The organism is Arthrobacter sp. UM1 (assembly GCF_020483305.1).
Taxonomy (GTDB): domain Bacteria; phylum Actinomycetota; class Actinomycetes; order Actinomycetales; family Micrococcaceae; genus Falsarthrobacter.
In genome coordinates this window covers 216406-237065 of record NZ_JACWAB010000003.1, presented here as the reverse complement: position 1 = coordinate 237065, position 20660 = coordinate 216406, and the positions used below count along the sequence as shown (strand labels likewise).

Here is a 20660-nt window from a genome sequence, read left to right as displayed (position 1 = left end):
CCGGACACCCCCACTCGCAAAGGAGCACCATGACCATGTCCCCTGAATTCCGGCTCGAACAGAAGCGCCAGGTCCTCGCGGACTTCCCCGGCCCGAAGTCCACGGCGCTCGCGGAACGCCGCAAGGGGTCTGTCGCCGCGGGCGTCGCGTCCAGCGTTCCGGTGTACGCCGCGGACGCGGACGGCGGCGTCATCCTGGACGTCGACGGCAACAGCTTCATCGACCTGGGCTCGGGCATCGCGGTGACGAGCGTGGGCGCCTCGGAGCCCGCCGTCGTCGGCGCCGTCGCGGAGGCGGCCGGCCACTTCACCCACACCTGCTTCATGGTGACCCCCTACGAGGGGTACGTGGAGGTCGCCGAGCGGCTCAACGAGCTGACGCCGGGCGGCCACGAGAAGAAGACCGTCCTCTTCAACTCGGGCGCGGAGGCGGTGGAGAACGCCGTCAAGATCGCCCGTGCGGCCACGGGCCGCCAGGCTGTCGTGGTGTTCGACCACGCCTACCACGGCCGCACGAACCTCACGATGGCGCTCACCGCCAAGGCCATGCCGTACAAGCACGGCTTCGGCCCGTTCGCCTCCGAGGTGTACCGGGTGCCGATGAGCTACCCGTTCCGGGAGGAGAACCCGGAGATGACGGGCAAGGAGGCCGCTCAGCGCGCCATCACCATGATCGAGAAGCAGATCGGCGCGGACCAGGTCGCCGCCGTGCTCATCGAGCCGGTGCAGGGCGAGGGCGGGTTCATCGTCCCGGCAGAGGGCTTCCTCTCCACGGTCTCCGAGTGGGCGCGGTCCAAGGGCGTCGTGTTCATCGCGGACGAGGTGCAGGCGGGCTTCTGCCGCACCGGCGAGTGGTTCGCGGTGGACCATGAGGACGTCGTCCCGGACATCGTCACCATGGCCAAGGGCATCGCCGGCGGCATGCCCCTGTCCGCGGTCACGGGCCGCGCCGAGCTTCTCGACGCCGTTCACGGCGGCGGACTCGGCGGCACCTACGGAGGCAACCCCGTCGCCTGCGCCGCGGCCGTTGCGGCGCTGGACGTCATGAAGGAGCAGGACCTCAACGGCAAGGCGCGCCGCATCGAGGAGATCGCGCGGGAGGTGCTCGGCCCGCTGGTCGGCGAGGGCGTCGTGGGCGAACTCCGCGGACGGGGAGCCATGATGGCGCTCGAGCTCGTGCAGCCGGGGTCCAAGGAGCCGAACCCGGAGGCGGCCAAGTCCATCGCGGCCGCTTGCCTCAAGGAGGGAGTGGTCATCCTGACCTGCGGCACGTACGGCAACGTCATCCGCCTGCTTCCGCCGCTCGTCATCGGCGAGGACCTCCTCCGCGACGGTCTCGGGGTCCTGGCGGACGCCGTCCGCAGCGCCTGACGCTCCTGACGCCGGGCCTGAGGGCTCCGGCCGCACGTGAAGAGGGTCTCAGAGAGGCGTCCCTGGCAGCTGTCGGGGACGCCTCGTCCGTTCAGATGTGCAAATGTTGGAGGACGAGAGTCCACCAGGGGAGATTCCATGGCTATTTTCGATCGCCTGTTCGGCCGCCGGAAGAAGGACGAGCAGCAGCCCGCTCCGGACGCGCCGCAGGCGCCGGTTGACGAGTCGCCCGCGCTTCCGGACGCCCCGGCGGTCCCCGCGCCCGACGACGCACGGCCCGCTCCCGCTCCAGCCGAGCCGGTCGCGCCGCTTCGGGAGCCGGACGCCGCTCCGCCTGCCGGGGAGACCGCTCCCGCCCCGGCGGAGTCGCCGAGCGAGCCCCGGCGCGCCCGCCGCGCCTTCCAGGCGGACCGCCGCGACGCGGGTCAGCCCGGCCGCGCACCGCGGCCGAGCCCCGCACCCCAACCGAGCCGTGCACCGCAGCCGGCCCCCGCGCCGCAGACGAACCTCTCCCACCTGGACGGCTGGCACCCGTCCGCGGGCCCGGCCGAAGCCCTCGCCCGCTATCGGGAGTCCGCAGAGGGGAACAAGAGGGACCGCGCCCGTCGCGAGCTGAGCCGCCACATGATCGGAACCGGCTACTTCACGGTTCTCGGGCCGGGCGGAGACGGGAAGCCGACCATCAAGGCCGCCGTCGTGAACTCGGAGCGGATGCTCACGGTCTACTCGGACCGGTCCGCTGCCGAGGCGGCGCTCACCAAGAACGGCCAGGTCGCGGAGATCCCGGGCCAGGTGCTCATGGCCTGGGTCCTCTCCCAGCCGAAGGTGCAGGGACTGCGCATCGACCCGGCCGAGGAAGACGCGCCCAAGGACTTCACCCGGGACCACCTCACGGAAGCGCTCAAGGGCCTCGTCAACCCGGGGCTGAGGGACGTGCTCGTCTCCGAACGCCCCACGCCTCAGCGCGGCCTCGAGGCCATGCGGGAGGAGGGCGCCAAGGTCCTCGTCGTCCGGCGCAGGACCGCTGCCGAGGACGAGCACATGCTCCTCGAGGGGCCCCACGGGGAGCGGGTGCTGCCCGTCTTCACGTCAGAGTCGGAGGCGGACTCGCTCGGCACGTCGCTCGCCCCGCAGCCGATGGACGCGGACAGCCTCCGCGACCTCATCCGGGAGCTCGGCGTGGAGATCCTCCGGGTCAACCCCTCCGGCCCCAGCCTGGATCTCCCGGCGAACTCTCTCTGACCGCTCGCGGCGTCAGCCCTGGATGAGGCCGGCCCTCCTCGCCCTGCGGAAGCGGTTCGCATGGTGGACGGCGTCCACGGTGAGCACGGCCAGCGCGGCCCAGATGAGCCCGAACCCGACCCACCGGAACCCCGACATCTCCTCGTGGAACACAAGCAGGGCCGTGAGGAACTGCAGGATCGGCGCCACGTACTGGAGCATGCCGATGAGGCTGAGCGGAAGGCGCGACGCAGCCGCCCCGAACAGGATGAGGGGCACCGCCGTCACGATCCCGCTCGCGGCCATCGCCCAGAAGTGCCCCGCGCCGAACCGGAAGAGCGTCGGCTCGCCGAGCACCGCGGTGCCGATCCCGAGCATCGGCAGCACGAGCGCCACCGCGGCGAACGGCGCCAGGAAGACCGTCTCGAGGGTGAGGGACGCGGCCGCCGTCGTCCCCTTCCGCAGGCCCTTCTTCGCGAAGCCGTACAGGCCGAACGTCAGGGCCAGGAGCAGCGAGATCCACGGGAGCCGCCCGTAGCCGATCGTGAGGACGACGACGGCGAGCGCCCCGAGCGCGATCGAGATCCACTGGGCCCGGCGGAGGCGCTCCTTGAGGATGAAGACGCCGAGCAGCACGGGGACGATCGGGTTGATGAAGTACCCGAGGGCCGCCTCGAGGGCGCGGTGGCTGAGGACGGCGAACACGTACGTGAGCCAGTTGGCCGCGATGAGCAGGCTCGCGATGAAGAGCCGCACCATGCTCGCCCGGCTCGCGGTGACGTAGCGGATCTGGCTCCAGCCCCGGATCACGGCGATGAGGATCGCGCAGAACACCAGGGAGAAGAGGACGCGCGAGGCCACGACCTCCACGCCCTTCGCGGGAGGCAGGAGGGCGAAGTAGAGGGGCATGGCGCCCCACAGCGTGTAGGCGCCCAGTCCGTAGAGGACGCCGCGCTTCTCGGCCGAGCTCTCCGCGCCCGCTGCCGCAGGAGGGGAGGAGCTCCCCTCGGCGCTGGCCGGGGCGTGGTTCGCAGGGTACTCAGCCAAAAAGGGCCCTCCTGTGTGTCGTTATTCAGCGGGGGTCGCTAGAATGAGCAGTTGGCGCGCTCGCGCTCGGCCGTCCGGGCCGCCGCGCCTGTCACACTGACCAACGTTCTCGATTTCAGAGGTATTTCCTGTGTCTGACTCCACGGCCATCCGTCCTCTTCGCGTCGCCGTCATCGGCGCTGGCCCGGCGGGCGTGTATGCCGCGGATCTGCTCCTGAAATCCAAGGAGGTCTCCTCGGGAGAGCGGCCCGTGACGGTGGACGTCTTCGACCGCTACCCCGCCCCCTGGGGCCTCATCCGCTACGGCGTGGCCCCGGACCATCCTCGCATCAAGGGCATCGTCAACGCCCTCCACAAGGTCATGGAGCGCAGCGAGATCCGCTTCTTCGGCAACGTGGACTTCGGCGCGGACGCGGACCTCGCCTTCTTCAAGACCTATTACGACGCAGTGATCTTCGCCACGGGAGCGGTCAAGGACGCCGACCTGGACATCCCGGGCATTGACGCAGAGGGCTCGTTCGGCGGCGCGGACTTCGTCTCCTGGTATGACGGCCACCCGGACGTGGAGCGCACGTGGGACCTCTCCGCCAAGGAGGTCGCCGTCATCGGCAACGGCAACGTGGCCCTCGACGTCGCCCGCGTCCTCTCCAAGCACGCGGACGACCTCCTCACCACGGAGATCCCCGCGAACGTCTACGAGGGCCTGAAGTCCTCGCAGGTCACGGACGTGCACGTCTTCGGCCGCCGCGGCCCGGCCCAGGTGAAGTTCACGCCGCTCGAGCTGCGCGAGCTCTCGCACTCGCGGGACGTGGACATCGTTCTCTACGAGGAGGACTTCGAGTTCGACGACGCCTCGGACGAGGCCATCAAGACGAACAACCAGGTCAAGACGATGGTCAACACGCTGACCAACTGGCTCGTCGAGGACCAGGACTCGGGCGCGTCCCGCCGCCTCCACCTGCACTTCCTGCACTCGCCGAAGGAGATCCTGACGGACGAGTCCGGCAAGGTGCGCGGCATGGCCTTCGAGCGCCAGGAGCTGGACGGCACGGGCAACGTGCGCAGCACCGGGGAGACCGTGGAGTACCCGCTCCAGGCGGTCTACCGGGCCGTGGGCTACTTCGGCTCCGAGGTGGACGGCCTGGAGTTCGACTCCCGCCGCGGCGTCCTCCCGAACGACGGCGGCCATGTGCTCGACGCCGCAGGCGAGCCGGTCCCCGGCGTCTACGCCACGGGCTGGATCAAGCGCGGCCCGGTCGGCCTCATCGGCCACACCAAGTCGGACGCCTCGGAGACCGTGGGCATGCTGCTCGAGGACGCGGACGCGCTCTACACGGCGGAGAAGCCGGAGGAGGACGCCATCGTGGCCGCCCTCCGCGAGCGGGGCATCGCCTTCACCACCTGGGAGGGCTGGCAGAAGCTGGACGCCCATGAGAAGGCGCTCGGCACGGAGGGCGAGTGGCCCGTGGAGCGTGAACGCGTCAAGGTCGTGGACCGGGACGAGATGGTCTCGATCTCCACCTCGTAAGTCCCGGCGTCTCTGCGCCGCTGCCCCGGCGCTTCGGCCGCCGCCCCCGCGGGGCCGGTGGGGGCCGGGGTCAGACCTCGGACAGCAGCCGGTGGACCTGGCTCTGGCGGCGGGGGAGCGGCTCGAGGTCGAGCCCCACACGCTCCGGATCGGGGCTGTTCGTCCGCGCCCAGCCGAGGAGGTCCCGCAGCCGCTCGAACGCCGCCGGCGAGCGGCGCAGGACGGCCACGAGCGTCCCGTTCTTGAGCGTCATGAGCGCCCCGAGCGGGCCCAGGCAGGAGCGGGCCTTCGTCCCCGTCAGGGCACCACGCCGCTGAAGCTCCTGCGTGGTGAGGCGGTCGAAGCCCATCCGGATCGAGGCGAGAAGCCGCTCCTGGTCCGGCTTCTCCGAGACGTCCTCGTAGAGGTCGTGGAGGCACCGCGTGAAGTGAGCGGCCGTGGCCAGTCCGGTGACGGGGTCCGTGCAGGAGACGGTGGGGGCGAACCCGAAGCTCTCGTCCGCCCAGGCGTCCGAGTACGCCTGCGTCAGGCGGCGGCGCTCGGCCGAGCTGAAGGGCGAGTCCGCGGCGTCGAAGAGCGCGAAGAGGTCGGAGAGGGCCTCCGCGATGCCCACGCCCTGGAGCGCACGCCAGCGGGCGAGCTCCTCGAGCGGCACGGCCGCGTTCCCTCCGTCCGCGACCACGTCTGCCACGGCCCGGGCCGAGGCACACGGCCAGTCGGCGGGCATGCGCCACTCGCGCTCGAGCGAGACGGACTGCCAGCGCTCAATCAGGGACTCGGCGTCATGGGGCATGGTGAAACTCGGTTCTGCGGGGACAGGCGGGGCGGGGGAGGCCCTTTGGGAGGCGGAGATGCCACTGAGAATTATAGAATGGGTCTGCAGCGCGCGTGCCGCACGTCCGTGATGCACGCTCGCCACCCCATCCCGATCCCCTGGAGTCCCTCGTGACCATGCAGACCACCGCACTCGCTGTTGATGACGGGCGTGCCGACGCCGAGCTCATCGCAGCCTGCCGCGTCGGGGACACGGACGCGTTCGAGGTCCTCTACGCCCGTCACGCCGCGGCCGTGCAGTCCGTGGCGCGGCGCCATGTGCGCAACGTCTCGGATGCGGAGGACCTCACGTCCGAGGCGTTCGCCAAGGTCTTCGAGCTCCTCAAGAACGGCGGGGGCCCGCACTCCTTCTTCCGCGCCTACGTCTGCACCACGGTCTCGCGCCTCGCCTTCGCCCAGAATGACAAGGCGGCCCAGACTGCGCTGACGGACGAGCCCGAGCTCTTCGACGACCCCTCGGAGCGCTACGTGGACCCCGTCATGTCCAAGTTCGAGTCGGGCGTGGTCTCCCGGGCCTTCCGCTCGCTGCCCGAGCGCTGGCAGGCCGTGCTCTGGTACTCGTCCGTGGACGAGATGGCCCCCTCCGCCATCGCCCCGCTCCTCGGCCTCTCGCCGAACGGCGTCTCGGCGCTCCTCGTGCGGGCCAGGGAGGGCCTCCGGAACGCGTACGTGCAGGAGCACGTCCATCTTGTCGACGACGACGACGCGTGCGCGCCCATCGCCTCCATGCTCGGCGCCTACGTGCGTGACGGCCTGAGCGCGCGCAACCGGACCAAGGTCTCGGACCATCTCGAGTCCTGCGGGCGCTGCTCGGCGCTCATCGGCCAGCTCGAGGACGTGGGCTCGTCGATGCGAGCCGTCGTCCTGCCTCTCTACATCGGCGTCGCCGCCTCGTTCGCCCCGCTCGTCGGCGTCGGAGTCACCGGCACCGTCGCCGGCTCCGGCGCGGCGCTCTCCCACGTTCCCTGGTGGAAGGCCGTGCCGCGCCCGGCCCTCGTGGCGGCCGCGGGCACGGGCGTGCTCGCTGTGGCCGGGACGGCCGTCCTGTGGCCCGCGTCCAAGCCCTCCGCCCCGTCGGCTCCCTCGGCAGCGGCCTCCGCCCCGGCGGCTGCGGCGGGCGCCCCGTCCTCGGGTTCGGCTGCCTCCGCAGCGCCCCGCTCCTCGGCGTCGCCGAAGACCCCCGGCGCTGCAGCTCCGTCACGCGCCGCCGGCGCCGCTCAGGCGCCCGCCCTTCCCGCGGCTGCTCCCGAGGCGCCGAGCTCGCCGCAGGCCGCGGCCCCCGTGCCTGCTGTGCAGGGCGCCGCGCCGCAGTCGGCGCCGTGGAGCCTGCCCGCCGGTCTGACTCAGCGCCCGGCCGCGCCGGAGGCCCCGGCTGTCCCTGCCGGCCAGCAAAGCCCGGAGTCGGAGCCGCCTCAGGCCCCGAGCGCTCCGACTCACTCCTCGACGAGTCCAGCGGCCCCCGCGCCGTCGCACGTCCCGACCCCGTCGTCGAGCGAATCGCCCAAGCCGTCGCCGTCGGCCTCAGGCCCCACGGGCCCCCGCCCCAGCGGCTCGGAGACGCCGAAGCCGGGCGGCGGCCGCACCGATGACGGCGACACCGGGAACCAGAACCAGGGGAACTCGGACTCGAATGGAAACGGTCCGCCTCCGTCGGCTCCGGCGTCCTCCAGCCCTCTTCCTTCCGGCACGGCCCCCGCGAGTGCGTCGCCGTCGGCTCCTTCAGCTTCGGCCCCTGCCCCCTCGGAGTCGCTTCCCCCGGCCACTGGCCCCTCGGACTCGCTGCCTTCGGGCACTGCTCCCTCGAATCCCGCGTCCTGGGCTCCGTCCCGTACGCGTCCGGGCACCCCGGGCAGGGCGCCGTTCAGCTCAACGCGGCCTGATCGCCCCGCGGCGCCTCACTGGGACCCGTCCCGGGGCTGGATCCGGCCTTCCGGCGGGACCGCCGGGAGCCGCTGATCCCGGTTCTGTTCCGTCTTTGTGCCCCCGTCTGCGGGGGTGTGAGAAGGCGTCGCGCCCACCCCTCGGGAAAGCCTCTGGCCGCCGAGCAGACGCGTCTGGCGGGTGTCACAAACAAACGCCTTGAACACTCGCCGGCCTGGGGATCGGCTTCCCGGGAGGCGAGGGCGAAAGCGCTTCCATCTGGGCCTATTTGGGCACGGTGCCGGCTCCAGAGCTCCCCAGCTTGTACCACGGCTCAGGGGTCAAACCAATCGTTTTCACGAATTCACAGAGAACGTGTCCTAGATGTGACATTTTGTTGCAAAATCTCATATTGTCTACAGCATGGGTAGACCAAAAGCTCTTGATCGGAAGCAGCAGCTGCTGGAGGAGATTCTCGAGTACCTGCGCACGCGGACGCTCGCCTCGGTGACGTTCCGCACGCTCGCTGACGCGCTCGGCGTCAGCTCTTACGTCCTCGTGTACCAGTTCGGCAACCGCGAGGCCCTCATCAACGACATCGTCCGCGAGGTGGACTACCGGGTGATGTTCAATGACCTCCCGGAGGTCATGGAGCAGGACTTCGAGGTGTTCGAGGAGAACACCTCGCGCACCCTGCGCCAGCTCATGACGGAGGAGAACCGTCACCTGCTCCGGCTCCAGATGGAGTCGGCCACCATGGACGTCGTCGCGGAGAACCCGAAGAACGCGCTCTCCACGTACAACCGGCTGTGGACGGACCTCGTCATCACGTACCTCACGGGTGTGGGCCTGAAGAAGAAGGCGGCCACGTCCATCGCCCGCGGGTTCGTCTCGGAGATCACCGGCATCCGGTTCGACTTCGTCCTCAACGGGGATGAGGACGTGGCGGCCGAGGAGATCGAGTTCGCTCTCAAGAGCTTCCGCACGGCGCTCGAGCGCGCGGCGGAGGAGAACGGCGTCAAGGCCAAGGACGCCCTCAAGACCAAGGTGAAGCTCGAGCTCGAGGCTCAGGCTGTCGCCGTCAAGAACCGCCCGAACCCCGCCCGCTGAACCGGCGCGCCGGAGACGCTGCCGTCTCCGGAGAGGGGTTTTGGCGCTGACCCGTGTGCTCGGGGCCGTCTTCCGCGCAGGAAGGCGGCCCCGAGCGCGTTCCCGGGCCCTGCCTGGACCCCGCTGCGCGCCCGCACGGGCCCTGCCCGGACCCCGCTGCGCGTTCGCGCGGGCTCGGGCGCCGTCGCGCTCGTCGCAGACAGAGAAGAGCGGCCGCCCGCCGTGAGGCGAGCGGCCGCTCTCTGCGCGTTCCGCCGGGGTCCGGCGGAGCCGAGGGCTACTTGAGGTTGGCCCGCAGCTTGGCGCCGAGGTCGGCGTCCACGTTGGTCCAGTACTCGATCGCGTTCTCGCGGATGTGATCCCGCTTGATGCTCGAGAGCTGGCCCGTCAGGGTCTCGAGGAACTCCTCGCGCTCGGCGTCGGAGAACACCTCGCGGTAGAGGGTGCCCGGCTGGCCGAAGTCGTCGTCCTCAGCGTGGAGCTCGTAGCTGGAGCGGACGATCTCGCCGTCGGACTCCCAGCTGTTGTCCACCACGCCGGTCTCGTCCGAGTACGGGCGGCCGAGGGAGTTCGGGGCGTACACCGGAGCGTCGCCCGAGTCCTCGAACGTCATGTTGCCCTCGGAGTTGTAGGTGTTGACCGGGACGATCGGGCGGTTGACCGGCAGCTGCGCGAAGTTCGTGCCGATGCGGTAGCGGTGCGCGTCCGCGTAGGCGAACACGCGGCCGAGGAGCATCTTGTCCGGCGAGATGCCGATGCCCGGCACGAGGTTGCTCGGAGCGAAGGCCGCCTGCTCGATCTGCGAGAAGTGGTTCTTCGGGTTCTTGTTGAGCGTCATCGTGCCGACCTCGATGAGCGGGTAGTCCTTCTGGGACCACGTCTTCGTGAGGTCGAACGGGTTGAAGCGGTACGTCTTGGCGTCCTCGAAGGGCATGATCTGCACCTTGAGGGTCCAGGACGGGAAGTCGCCGCGCTCGATGGCCTCGAAGAGGTCCCGGCGGTGGTACTCCGCGTCCGCGCCGGCGAGCCGCTCAGCCTCGTCCGCCGAGAGGTTCTCGATGCCCTGGTTGGTGAGGAAGTGGTACTTCACCCAGTAGCGCTCGCCGGCCTCGTTGATCCACATGTAGGTGTGGGAGCTGAAGCCGTGCATGTGGCGCCAGGTCTTCGGGATGCCGCGGCTGCCCATGAGGTAGGTGACCTGGTGGGCCGTCTCGGGGTTCTGCGTCCAGAAGTCCCACTGCATGTCCGCGTCGCGCAGACCGGAGTCCGGAAGGCGCTTCTGGGAACGGATGAAGTGCGGGAACTTCATGGGGTCGCGGACGAAGAAGACCGGCGTGTTGTTGCCGACCATGTCGTAGTTGCCCTCGTCCGTGTAGAACTTGAGCGAGAAGCCGCGGACGTCGCGCCACGTGTCAGGGGAGCCGAGCTCGCCGGCCACCGTGGAGAAGCGGGCGAGCATGTCCACCTTGGAGCCCGGCTGGAAGAGCGAGGCCTTCGTGTACTTCGAGACGTCGTTCGTCACCTCGAACGTGCCGAAGGCGCCCGAGCCCTTCGCGTGCGGACGGCGCTCCGGGACGTTCATGCGGTTGAAGTGAGCCAGCGACTCCACCAGGTGCACGTCGTGCAGCGGGATGAGGCCGTTGGGGCCCACGGACAGCGAGTTGCGGTCCGAGCCGGCAGGCGCGCCGAACTCGGTGGTCGATGGGAACTTCGATTCAGTCATTCTTCACTCCAAGGTTGTTGGAATCCGATGCAGCGCAGGTGCTGCACACACCCCGGAAGACGACTTCCGCGGTGTCGACCCGGATGCTCGTCGCTCCCGGGTCGAGGCATGGTGTGCGGCCGACGGCGCAGGGCACGTCTTCCACAAAGCCGCAGACGCGGCAGATCGCATGATGGTGGTTGTCGCCGACCCGCGTCTCGAAGAGCGCGCCGCCGGTGCCGAGGTCCACCTTGCGGACCAGTCCCGTCCGCTCGAGGTCCCCGAGGACCACGTAGACGGACTGCAGGGACATGTCCGCCGCCCGGCCCCCGCCGGTGCGGACCGCCCGGGACACCTCGTCTGCGAGCAGGTGCCCCTGCTCGTGGAGGGCCGTGAGGACGGCGAGCCGCTGCTGCGTGACCCTGAGGCCGCGGGAGCGCAGGTGCGCTCCCCATGCGTCGCGGCTCAGCGCGCCCTCGGGGCGGGTCTCGGAATGAGGCCGGCCACTGCGGTGCGGAGGCGCGACGGCCTCTGCACGTGTGTCCTGCGTCATGCGATCCATGTCTCCTACTGTTCCTTATTTCTGAATGACTCACAATAGAGCCTCGCCTTACCTTCACGACTCGGCGCCGACACGCCGGGTTCTGTATGGAAACCTTCAGGAACGCGTGCCTACGGTGTGGGGACAGACACCGCCTGTTGAAGGAGGCACCGCATCATGAAGAAGGTTCTGCTTGTTCTGACGAGCCACGAGGACCTCGGCGACACCGGCGAGAAGACCGGCTACTTCGTCGGCGAGGCCGCGCACCCGTGGAAGGTCTTCAAGGACGCCGGCTACTTCGTCGACTTCGCCTCGATCGACGGCGGACAGCCTCCCCAGGACGGCGTGGACGAGTCGGACCCGCTCTCCAAGGAGTACCTCGAGGACGAGGTCGTCAAGGCCTCCCTCTACAACACCCCCAAGATCAGCGTGATCGACCCGGACCAGTACGACGCGGTCTACCTCGTCGGCGGCCACGGCACCATGTGGGACTTCGCGGACAACGCGGATCTGCACAAGGTCGTGGCGAGCGTGTACGACGACGGCGGAGTCGTCGGCGCCGTCTGCCACGGGCCGGCCGGCCTCATTGGGGTCGAGCTCGAGAACGGGCTGCGCATCCTCGAGGGCAAGAAGGCCACCTCCTTCACCAACGCGGAGGAGAAGGCCGTCAAGAAGGAGGACGCCGTGCCGTTCGCCCTCCAGACCAAGGTCGAGGAGGACGGCGCCGAGTTCAAGGAGGGCGAGGACTTCGAGGAGAACGTCGTCGTCGACGAGCGCCTCGTCACCGGCCAGAACCCCGCCTCGGCCGGGGGAGTGGCCAAGGAGATGGTCAAGCTCATCACCGTGGCCGTCCGCCGCGAGAAGAAGGCGGAGCAGGCCGAGTCCGAGGCCCTGCGCGCGGAGCACGACGCGGCCAAGGCTGCCGAGGAGGCCGAGAAGGAGTCGGGCGAGCACTAGCCCGCTCCGGCCTGTCCGCTCATCTGTTGCGACTTGGAGGAATAGCCCGTCGCATTCCTCCAAGTCGCAACAAACGAGGCCGGATACAAGCGGGAGCGGGGACAAACGAGGCCGGATTCGGATCAAGCCCCCGCCCAGCCCCGTTTCAGGCAGGGCGGGGACAATGGGGGGCATGCACCAGCACCACAACGGCCTGAAGACGGCGGCCCTGCTCGGCGGGATGTTCGCGCTCCTGCTGCTCATCGGAGCGCTCATCGCGAGCTCCACGGGCCGGCCGGTCTTCATCTTCGGGTTCGCCCTCGTCGGCCTCGCCATGACCGCGTACGGGTACTGGAACTCGGACAAGATCGCCATCCGCTCCATGCGGGCGTACCCGGTCTCGCCGCAGCAGGCCCCGCAGCTCTACCGGATCGTGGAGGAGCTCTCGGCCCGGGCCCGCCAGCCGATGCCGCGGATCTTCGTGGCGCCCACCGAGACGCCCAACGCCTTCGCCACGGGTCGCGACCCCCAGCACGCCGCCGTGTGCTGCACGGAGGGCATCCTGCGCCTGCTCGACGAGCGGGAGCTGCGCGGCGTCCTCGGCCACGAGCTCATGCACGTCTACAACCGGGACATCCTGACGAGCTCCGTCGCGGCCGCCGTCGGCGGCGTCATCACCTCCGTGGCGCACTTCCTCATGTTCTTCGGCGGCGGGAGCCGGGAGAACCGCGCCAACCCGATCGCCCTCATCGCCGTCAGCCTCCTCGCCCCGCTCGCGGCGACCGTCATCCAGATGTCCATCTCCCGCACCCGCGAGTTCGACGCAGACGAGGACGGATCCCAGCTCACCGGGGACCCTCTGGCCCTCGCCTCGGCGCTCAGCAAGCTGGAGACGGGCATCTCCCGGTATCCCATGAACCCGGAGGACACGCGGCTGCAGAGCACTGCGCACATGATGATCGCCAACCCCTTCCGCGGCGAGCGGCTCGCGAACGTCTTCTCCACGCACCCGCCCACCGCCCAGCGCATCGCCCGCCTCGAGCAGATGGCCGGCGGCCAGGGCCGCAGCGAGGTCGGATTCTTCTAGGCGCGCTCTCCGTGCCTCGGCCGTTCCCCGAGGACGACGACGGCGCCCGCCTCCACCCCGCGCACGAGAGGCCCGGACCCCCTGTCCAGGGGATCCGGGCCTCTCGGCGTCAGGCGGCGCTGGCCGCCGTCGTCATCTCGAGCCCTGCGCTCGCCTACTTGTGAGTCGAGCCCTGCTCGAAGCCGACCTTGGTCCAGTCGATCGACTCGTAGAGGTGCGGGCCGAAGTTGGCGAGTCCCTTGCGGTACAGGCCGATGATCGGGCCGTTCCACATCGGGAGCATGCCGTACTGCTCCATGGCCTTCTTCTCGATCGCGTTGGCGGACTTCGCGCGCTCCTTCGCGTCCGGGACGAGCTTCTGCTCCTTGATCATCTTGTCCACCTCGGCGGTGCCGGTGCCGGAGATGTTCTCGCCGCCGGACTTGTAGTACTGCTTCGGCGCGCTGGTCGGGTCCGATCCCACGGTGTAGCCCATGAAGATCATCTGGAAGTTCTTCTTGCCCATGGTGTCGTTGAACTGGTTGTCACCGCGGACGTCGAGCTTCATGTCGATGCCGGCCGCCTTCATCTGCGCCTGCAGCGTCTGGTCCAGCGCGGCCGTCATCGGATCGCCCTGGCCGAAGTCCGTGAGCGTGACCGTCAGCTTCTTGCCGTTCTTGGCGTAGAAGCCGTCCGAGCCCTTCTTGTAGCCGGCGGCCTCGAGGGTCTTGCCGGCCTCCTCCGCGTTGTACTTGACGGGCATGTTGTCCTCGTACAGCGGGGAGAAGGGCATGGACATCCAGGAGCCCGGCTGGGTCTCGTCCCAGTTGAGGCCCTTGAAGCGGACGTCCCTCATGGCCTTGCGGTCCGTCGCCTGCCAGATCGCCTTGCGGACCGCGAGGTCCTTGGCCGGGGAGTCGGACTTCGCGTTGAAGACCACGCCGAACACGGAGAGGCGCTGTCCTCGGCGCTCCTCCGAGTTGGCGGCGCCCTTGGCCTGCTTGTAGCGGCTCTCGTTGGCCACGTTGACCGTGTCCACCTCGCCGTTCTTGAAGGCCGCGATCGTCGCCGTGGACTCCATGGCGCGGAAGATGATCTTGTTGAGGATCGGCTTCTCGCCCCACCACTTGTCGTTCGGCACCATGGAGACGTTCTTGGCCGCCTCGTCGTACTTCTCGAGCTTGTAGGGGCCTGCCATCCACTCGGGGTGCAGCTTGGAGAAGCCCTTGTTGAAGATCTCCGGGGAGTTGATGGCCGGGTGGAACATGCCCTCGCCCGAGCCGTCGGAGAAGAGGTCCTCCCACGGGTAGAAGTCGTGGCCCTTCTTCATGGTCACGATCGCCTCGTTGGGCTTGGAGCCCTGCTCGACCTTCTCGATGTCCTCATACCCGGCCGTGGTGACCACGGCGTACTCGGGGTTCTTGCCCGAGAGGACCTCGGCCATGTTCTTGAGCGTCTTGTAGTCGAACGGCGTGCCGTCGTTCCACTTCGCCTTCGGGTTGAAGGTGTACTTGATGACCTGCTGCCCGTTCTTCGTCTCGGACTTGGCGTCCTCCATGAAGTCCTTGTTGAGCACCGGCGTGCCGTCGGCCTTGTAGTTGAAGACCGAGGCCTGGTACATCGGCGAGAGCATGTCCGCGGTGTCCGCGCTGTTGCCGTTCGCGGAGAAGCGGTTGAAGTCCGGGCCGATGCCGGAGACGGCGAGCTGGAGGGTGCCGCCCTTCTCGAGCTTGCTCACATCCTGGGGATTGGTGGCCGTCTTCGTCGAGCCCTCCTTGCCGGCCTCGGGGCCCGAGCCCTTGCCCCCTCCGCCGCAGGCGGAGAGCGCGAGCGCCGATGCGAGAGCGACGGCGGAGACCTTCATCGTGCGGGAGGCGAATGCCTTGGAGCCCATGTTCATGGTGGTGCCTTTCTCTATGACGCCGGGGACGTCATGAAGGAGTGTGAGTGTGCGATCTCCCCGGCGTCGGCCGGGTAGAAGCAGGCGAAGGACTGGCCGGTTCCGTCGGGCTGCAGGGGCGGGACGGTGGTGCGGCAGGTGTCCTTCTTCTCTTCGGGAAGCAGCGCGAAGACGGGGCAGCGACTGGCGAAGTTGCAGCCTTCGGGTGCGTCCAACGGGCTCGGCAGGTCTCCGGTGAGGATGATGCGCTGTCGTGCCCGCTCTGCTTTCGGGTCCGGGATCGGGATGGCCGAGAGCAAAGCCTGGGTGTAGGGGTGGCGGGGGTGGTCGAAGACCTCGTCGCTGGTGCCGATCTCGACGATCTTGCCCAGGTACATGACCGCGACGCGGTCGCTGATGTGGCGTACGACGGACAGGTCGTGGGCCACGAGCAGGTAGGACAGGCCGAGTTCGGCGCGCAGGCTGGCCAAGAGGTTGATCACGCCGGCTTGGACGGAGACGTCCAGGGCGGAGACGGGTTCGTCGAGGACGACGAGTTTGGGGTTCGAGGCCAGGGCGCGGGCGATGCCGATGCGCTGGCGTTGTCCTCCGGAGAACTGGGAGGGGAAGCGGTTGACGTGGTCGGGCTGCAGTCCGACGGTTTTCATCAGTTCGCGGATGCGGGTTTCGATCTGGTCTTTGGGGTGGCCGAACTGTTGGAGGGGTTCGGCGAGGATCTCGTAGACGGTGAAGCGGGGGTCCAGGGCTCCGGAGGGGTCTTGGAAGACCATTTGCAGGTCGGAGCGGATGCGGCGGTTGGCGGTGCCGGTGGTGTTGGCTTTGTCGCGGGTGCTGTGGCCGTTGATGCGGATTTCGCCGTCGGTGGTGTGGGCGAATTCCATGATCTCGAGCAGGGTGGTGGTTTTGCCGGATCCGGATTCGCCGACGATGGAGAGGCACTCTCCTTCGCGGATGTCGAGGGTGAGGCCGTCGACGGCTTTGACGGTGCCGATGCGTTTTTTGACCAGGGCGCCTTTGGTGAGCGGGAAGTGCTTCTTCACGTCGATGAGCTCGAGCACCGCAGCCCGCTCGGACCGCTCGACCGCGGCCAACGGGGACTCGGCGATCTCCGGGGCGTGGTACACGCTGTACGCGTCGAGGCCGACGAGGTCGTCTGCCTTGAGGCAGGCGGAGGCGTGGGCTGTGGTGCGCTCCAGCGCCCGGGAGCAGGCGTTGTCGGTCTCGTCAGCCCCTGCCGGCGCATCGGCGCCTGAGACGGGGCGCGGCCCGATCTGCAGCAGAGGGGGTTCGCCCTTCCGGCATTCCTCCGAGACGAGCGGGCAGCGCGGGGCGAAGGAGCAGCCTGTCGGGGGATGGAGCAGATTGGGCGGCGTCCCGTGGATGGGGATGAGCGCTCGGTCCTCGCTCCGGTCCACGCGGGGAATCGAGGCGAGCAGGCCCATCGTGTACGGCATCCGAGCGTCGTAGAAGACCTCGTCCACGGTTCCGGTCTCGATCGCCTTGCCGGCGTACATGACGAGCACCTCGTCCGCGAAGCCGGCGATGACGCCGAGGTCGTGGGTGATCATGATGACGGCGGCGCCGGTCTCGCGCTGGGCGACCTTGAGGACTTCGAGGACCTGGGCCTGGATGGTGACGTCGAGCGCCGTCGTCGGCTCGTCGCAGATGAGGACCTTGGGGTTGTTGGCGATCGCGATGGCGATCATGACCCTCTGGCGCATGCCCCCGGAGAACTCGTGGGGGAAGGCCTTGAGGCGCTGCTCGGGGGAGGGGATGCCCACGAGCGTGAGGAGCTCGACGGCCCGCTCGTGGACTCGGGATTTCGGCCAGTCCCGGTTGTGGATGCGGATCGCGTCGGTGAGCTGCTGGCCGATCGTCAGGACCGGGGTGAGCGAGGAGAGAGGATCCTGGAAGACCATGGCGATGTCTTTGCCGCGGAGGCGCGACATCTCCTTGTCGCTGAGCCCCACGAGCTCGCGGCCGCCGAGCCGGATCGAGCCGCGCACGTCCGCGTTCTCGGTGAGCAGACCCATGACGGCGAGGCTCGTCACGGACTTGCCGGAGCCGGACTCACCGACGATGCCGAGGACTTTGCCCGGCTCGAGGTCGAAGTCGATGCCGCGGACGGCGTGCACCACGCCGTCCTCGGTGGCAAAGCGCACGTTGAGGTCCCGCACGGAGACCAGAGGCTCGTCTGAGGAGGCCCGAGAGCCTGCGGCGCTGTCTTGAGCGGTGGCGGATGCGTTCACGACGTCGCCGTTCCCTTCGTCTGTGTCGGAGCGGTCTGGGCCTTCGGGCTGTTCCGTCGCAGGAGCTTGGCCTGCTTGCGGGTCGAGCCTCCGGCGCGAGAGGTCGGGTCGAAGGCGTCGCGCAGACCGTCGTTGATGAGAGCGAGCGGGCCGGTGATGAGCAGGAGCATGACGACCGGCTCCCAGAACAGCCAGGGATACGCGTGGTACGAGTCCGCGGCGCGGCTCATGAGCAGGCCGAGCGAGGTGTCGGGGATCTTGACCCCGATGCCCAGGAAGGAGAAGCCGACCTCGGCCAGGATCGCGGACCAGATGCCCGTGGTGATGGAGAGGACGAGCTGGCTCGCGATGTTCGGCATGAGGTGGCGCGTGATGATCCTGAAGGGGGAGACCCCCATGTAGCGGGCTGCTTTGACGAACTCCCGGTCGATGAGCGAGGAGGTCAGCGAGCGGACGAGGCGAGCGCCGCCCATCCAGCCGAAGATGATGAGCATCACCATGAGGACCACCCAGTTGCCGCCCTTGCCGTTGGTCAAGATGGCCACCATGAGGAAGGACGGCATGAGGATCATGAGCTCGAGGAAGAAGAGGAGGGCCTTCTCCTGCCAGCGGCCCTGGTTGAAGGCGATGAGGCATCCGTAGACGGCGGCCATCAAGGCGGTGGTGATGCCCACCCCGGCGCCCAGGATGAGCGAGACCCGGCTGCCCGCCACGAGCTGGGCGAGCATGTCCGCGCCGGCGAGGTCTGTGCCGAGGAGATGGTCGCCCTCCCCGGGAGCGGCGCCCGTGTTCGCGAAGTCGAGCTCCTGCTGGCCCCACGGCGTGAGCAGGTGCCCGAACGCGGCGAAGAGCACCACGAGGAGCAAGACGAAGAGTCCGACGACGGCCGGGATGTTGCGGAGGAAGCGGCGGGCCAGGATGGCGCGCTTGCTGAGCACGCCGGCGTCCTGCCGGGCGGATTCGGTCTGAGCGCTGTTCACGTTAGATCCTCACGCGGGGGTCGACGAGCACGGTGACGAAGTCGGCCAGGATGAAGCTGACCGCCGTCAGACAGGACCCGAAGGCCGTGAGGGCTGTCATCGAGTTGATGTCCTGGTGGTAGAGCGCTTGCAGCGCCCACAGGCCCACACCCGGCCAGTTGAAGATGGCCTCCGCGAAGAAGCTGCCGGTGAAGATCCCGGGGATGACGTAGGCCACGGACTGGGCCACGGGGATGGCCGAGACGCGCAGGGCGTGCTTGGAGATGGCCTGCCCCCGCGTGAGCCCGGTGGCGCGGGCGGTGCGCACGTAGTCCGCGTTGACGTTGTCGAGGAGGAACTGCCGCATGCTGACCTGGTAGCCGGCCCACGCCATGACCGTCATCGCGAAGGTGGGGACGAAGTAGTGCCTCAGCTGGTCGAGGATGACGTTCCAGAATCCCTCGACGTCCACGCTCGAGGAGCCGGTGACGAAGAAGACCTGTTCCCCGAGGCTCTGGTTGAGGTCCACGAAGGCGAACTGGATGAGGAGGTAGGCGATGGGCGAGGGCAGGATGAAGATCCAGTAGCTGTACCCGGTGAGCAGGCGGTCGCCGAACGAGTACTGCTTGATGCCGGAGTAGACGCCGAACGCCACGCCGATGACGAGGCTGAGAAGCGTGGTCGCGAAGAACAGACGGGCCGAGACCCACACGCGGATGCCGAACTCGTGGTTGACGAATCCGCCTTCAGGCGTCCGCCCCCAGTCCCAGTGGAAGACGATGTTGCTGATCCACTGCACGTAGCGCTCCCAGGCGCTCAGCTGGGGGTCGAGGCCGATGACGCGGAGGGAGTTGTCGATCTGCTCCTTCGTGGGCCGGGGCGTCTGCTGCTCGAGGAGCTCTCCGGGGCGGAAGAAGGACGAGGCGAGGAAGTACGCGATCGACGTCGTGACGATGATGAGCACCGCGTAGACGGCCGCACGCTTGGCCAGGTATTTGAGCATCGCCCCGCTTGTCTCCGGTGTCCGGGCCCCGCAGGGCGTCTCTTTGTTTTCAGAGAGAGTAGGTCTCGGGCAGGTGCGTGCAGGACGGCGCTGCAGGGGCTGGAACGTCACATTCCGACACGATTGAGGCGGGCGCCGGGACATTCTCCGGTATTGGGCAAGGTCAATCGCAAGAGACTGCCAAGGGTTCCTAGCATGATCGTTATAGAAACGAGACCGGGGCGTCACAGTTCTTCACGTCGGAACCCTTGCTATTAGGGAACGTGCGCATTTCGTAAATGGGCCGGATTCGGCTAAGGTTTACCTCAGTCAGGCCTGCCTTGCCTTATCACTCCAGGCCTGCTCCCTCTCACCCCTGCAAGGAAGCCCACCGTGACCGCCAATTTCCTCGTCGGACTCCGTGAAGGCCTGGAGGCCGTCCTCGTCGTCGTGCTGCTCATGGCGTACCTCATCAAGATCGGCCGGCGGGACCGCCTTCCGTTCATGTGGGCGGGCATCGCCGCCGCCGTCGGAGTCTCGGCCGCCTTCGGGGCACTTCTGACCTTCGGCCCGCGCGGTCTGACCTTCGAGGCCCAGGAGCTCATCGGCGGCGGCCTCTCGATCATCGCCGTCGGCTTCGTCACGTGGATGGTGTTCTTCATGGCGCGCTCGGCCCGCTCCCTCGGGGCGGACCTGCGGGGCCGCGTGGACACCGCCGTGGCCGCCGGCGGGGGAGCGCTCGTCCTCGTCGCGGCCCTGGCCGTGGGCCGCGAGGGGCTGGAGACGGCCCTCTTCCTCTGGGCCGCCGCCCAGGCGCAGGGCGGCCAGTCCGGCTCGCCGCTGCTGGCAGCGCTGGCGGGGATCGCCGTTGCCGTGGTGCTCGGGTTCCTCCTGCACCGCGGCATGCTCAAGGTGAACCTCGGGCGCTTCTTCTCGGTCACCGGGTTCGCGCTCATCCTCGTCGCGGCCGGGGTGCTCTCCTACGGGGTGCACGACCTCCAGGAGGCAGGCGTCCTTCCCGGCCTCCACGCCCTGGCGTTCGACGTCTCCGCCGCCGTCCCGCCGGGAAGCTGGCACGGCACGCTGCTCAAGGGGATCTTCAACTTCTCGCCGCAGACCACGTGGCTCGAGGCGATCGCGTGGTGGGCGTACACGGTGCCCGTCGTCGTGCTCTACGCCCGCGCCATCCGCACGGCGAGTGCGCCCGTTGCCCCGGCCCCCTCCTCGCAGCCCGCTCCGCAGGCCGCGGCCTAACGCAGGCCGCCCTCCGCTCCCCGCCTGTACCCCGCCAGGCCCCACGAGGTCCCCGCACCACCGCTGAACCAGGGCCCCGCCCCTCACAGAAACCAGAGAGA

Annotated in this window: 16 protein-coding genes; 8 read left to right on the top strand and 8 right to left on the bottom strand. The window is 68.8% G+C overall.

Annotation, left to right across the window (positions count from 1 at the left end; genetic code table 11):
* Positions 1-35: 35 nt before the first annotated feature.
* Entirely contained in the window at positions 36-1370 is a 1335-nt protein-coding gene (gene gabT, locus H9I38_RS06180; RefSeq protein ID WP_226337883.1) for a 4-aminobutyrate--2-oxoglutarate transaminase, read from the top strand.
* 138 nt (positions 1371-1508) lie between these two features.
* Positions 1509-2612 carry an SseB family protein gene (locus H9I38_RS06175; RefSeq protein ID WP_226337949.1) on the top strand — a complete coding sequence of 368 codons (1104 nt, stop codon included), beginning with the start codon at positions 1509-1511 and terminating at the stop codon, positions 2610-2612.
* A 12-nt stretch (positions 2613-2624) separates the two neighbouring features.
* Here the strand turns inward: H9I38_RS06175 and rarD are convergent, their stop codons facing one another.
* The gene (gene rarD / locus H9I38_RS06170) at positions 2625-3638 is read right to left on the bottom strand and encodes an EamA family transporter RarD (RefSeq protein WP_226337882.1); all 1014 of its coding nucleotides are present in this window, start codon (positions 3636-3638) and stop codon (positions 2625-2627) included.
* Positions 3639-3768: 130 nt separating this feature from the next.
* Here rarD and H9I38_RS06165 point away from each other — a divergent pair, with 130 nt between their 5' ends.
* Positions 3769-5166 (top strand): FAD-dependent oxidoreductase, encoded by a 1398-nt coding sequence (locus tag H9I38_RS06165; protein ID WP_226337881.1) that lies wholly within the window; start codon positions 3769-3771, stop codon positions 5164-5166.
* 70 nt (positions 5167-5236) lie between these two features.
* Here H9I38_RS06165 and H9I38_RS06160 read toward each other — a convergent pair whose 3' ends face one another.
* Positions 5237-5959: a hypothetical protein gene (locus H9I38_RS06160; RefSeq protein WP_226337880.1), complete on the bottom strand. Its 723-nt coding sequence runs from the start codon at positions 5957-5959 to the stop codon at positions 5237-5239.
* A 158-nt stretch (positions 5960-6117) separates the two neighbouring features.
* Between H9I38_RS06160 and H9I38_RS06155 the strand changes: the two genes are divergently transcribed.
* On the top strand, positions 6118-7956 hold the full coding sequence (locus tag H9I38_RS06155) for a sigma-70 family RNA polymerase sigma factor (protein ID WP_226337944.1): 1839 nt from the start codon (positions 6118-6120) through the stop codon (positions 7954-7956).
* A gap of 327 nt (positions 7957-8283) precedes the next feature.
* The gene (locus tag H9I38_RS06150) at positions 8284-8970 is read left to right on the top strand and encodes a TetR/AcrR family transcriptional regulator (protein ID WP_226337879.1); all 687 of its coding nucleotides are present in this window, start codon (positions 8284-8286) and stop codon (positions 8968-8970) included.
* Positions 8971-9247: 277 nt separating this feature from the next.
* On the opposite strand, the gene H9I38_RS06145 is transcribed toward H9I38_RS06150, so the two are convergent.
* Together H9I38_RS06145 and H9I38_RS06140 are read right to left on the bottom strand one after the other, a co-directional pair.
* Positions 9248-10693 carry a catalase gene (locus H9I38_RS06145; protein WP_226337878.1) on the bottom strand — a complete coding sequence of 482 codons (1446 nt, stop codon included), beginning with the start codon at positions 10691-10693 and terminating at the stop codon, positions 9248-9250.
* Positions 10686-11225, bottom strand: a complete 540-nt coding sequence (locus tag H9I38_RS06140) for a Fur family transcriptional regulator (protein ID WP_226337877.1) — start codon at positions 11223-11225, stop codon at positions 10686-10688. The genes H9I38_RS06145 and H9I38_RS06140 overlap by 8 nt, the downstream gene beginning before the upstream one ends.
* 165 nt (positions 11226-11390) lie before the next feature.
* Between H9I38_RS06140 and H9I38_RS06135 the strand changes: the two genes are divergently transcribed.
* Together H9I38_RS06135 and htpX are read left to right on the top strand one after the other, a co-directional pair.
* Positions 11391-12170: a type 1 glutamine amidotransferase domain-containing protein gene (locus H9I38_RS06135; protein ID WP_226337876.1), complete on the top strand. Its 780-nt coding sequence runs from the start codon at positions 11391-11393 to the stop codon at positions 12168-12170.
* Positions 12171-12342: 172 nt separating this feature from the next.
* Positions 12343-13236 (top strand): zinc metalloprotease HtpX, encoded by an 894-nt coding sequence (htpX, locus tag H9I38_RS06130; protein ID WP_226337875.1) that lies wholly within the window; start codon positions 12343-12345, stop codon positions 13234-13236.
* A gap of 154 nt (positions 13237-13390) precedes the next feature.
* On the opposite strand, the gene H9I38_RS06125 is transcribed toward htpX, so the two are convergent.
* Genes H9I38_RS06125 through H9I38_RS06110 form a run of 4 tightly spaced genes read right to left on the bottom strand, consistent with a single transcriptional unit; the run spans position 13391 to position 19326 of the window.
* A complete protein-coding gene (locus H9I38_RS06125) occupies positions 13391-15109 on the bottom strand; it encodes an ABC transporter family substrate-binding protein (protein WP_226337874.1) in 1719 nt (572 codons plus the stop codon).
* A gap of 20 nt (positions 15110-15129) precedes the next feature.
* Complete coding sequence (locus tag H9I38_RS06120) at positions 15130-17364, bottom strand: ABC transporter ATP-binding protein (RefSeq protein WP_226337873.1); 2235 nt, start codon at positions 17362-17364, stop codon at positions 15130-15132.
* Complete coding sequence (locus H9I38_RS06115) at positions 17361-18344, bottom strand: ABC transporter permease (RefSeq protein WP_226337872.1); 984 nt, start codon at positions 18342-18344, stop codon at positions 17361-17363. Before H9I38_RS06115 ends, H9I38_RS06120 begins: the two co-directional genes overlap by 4 nt.
* Before the next feature lies 1 nt (position 18345).
* Positions 18346-19326, bottom strand: a complete 981-nt coding sequence (locus H9I38_RS06110) for an ABC transporter permease (RefSeq protein ID WP_226337871.1) — start codon at positions 19324-19326, stop codon at positions 18346-18348.
* 372 nt (positions 19327-19698) lie between these two features.
* Between H9I38_RS06110 and efeU the strand changes: the two genes are divergently transcribed.
* Positions 19699-20559, top strand: coding sequence for an iron uptake transporter permease EfeU (gene efeU, locus H9I38_RS06105; RefSeq protein ID WP_226337870.1), 861 nt, complete (start codon positions 19699-19701; stop codon positions 20557-20559).
* The last annotated feature ends 101 nt before the right edge of the window (positions 20560-20660 follow it).

Coding starts and splice junctions, on each gene's coding strand:
- H9I38_RS06155 (WP_226337944.1), top strand. CDS start 6,118: ATGCAGACCACCGCACTCGCTGTTGATGACGGGCGTGCCGACGCCGAG.
- htpX (WP_226337875.1), top strand. CDS start 12,343: ATGCACCAGCACCACAACGGCCTGAAGACGGCGGCCCTGCTCGGCGGG.
- H9I38_RS06175 (WP_226337949.1), top strand. CDS start 1,509: ATGGCTATTTTCGATCGCCTGTTCGGCCGCCGGAAGAAGGACGAGCAG.
- H9I38_RS06135 (WP_226337876.1), top strand. CDS start 11,391: ATGAAGAAGGTTCTGCTTGTTCTGACGAGCCACGAGGACCTCGGCGAC.
- H9I38_RS06150 (WP_226337879.1), top strand. CDS start 8,284: ATGGGTAGACCAAAAGCTCTTGATCGGAAGCAGCAGCTGCTGGAGGAG.
- H9I38_RS06145 (WP_226337878.1), bottom strand. CDS start 10,693: ATGACTGAATCGAAGTTCCCATCGACCACCGAGTTCGGCGCGCCTGCC.
- H9I38_RS06110 (WP_226337871.1), bottom strand. CDS start 19,326: ATGCTCAAATACCTGGCCAAGCGTGCGGCCGTCTACGCGGTGCTCATC.
- H9I38_RS06160 (WP_226337880.1), bottom strand. CDS start 5,959: ATGCCCCATGACGCCGAGTCCCTGATTGAGCGCTGGCAGTCCGTCTCG.
- gabT (WP_226337883.1), top strand. CDS start 36: ATGTCCCCTGAATTCCGGCTCGAACAGAAGCGCCAGGTCCTCGCGGAC.
- H9I38_RS06140 (WP_226337877.1), bottom strand. CDS start 11,225: ATGACGCAGGACACACGTGCAGAGGCCGTCGCGCCTCCGCACCGCAGT.
- H9I38_RS06125 (WP_226337874.1), bottom strand. CDS start 15,109: ATGGGCTCCAAGGCATTCGCCTCCCGCACGATGAAGGTCTCCGCCGTC.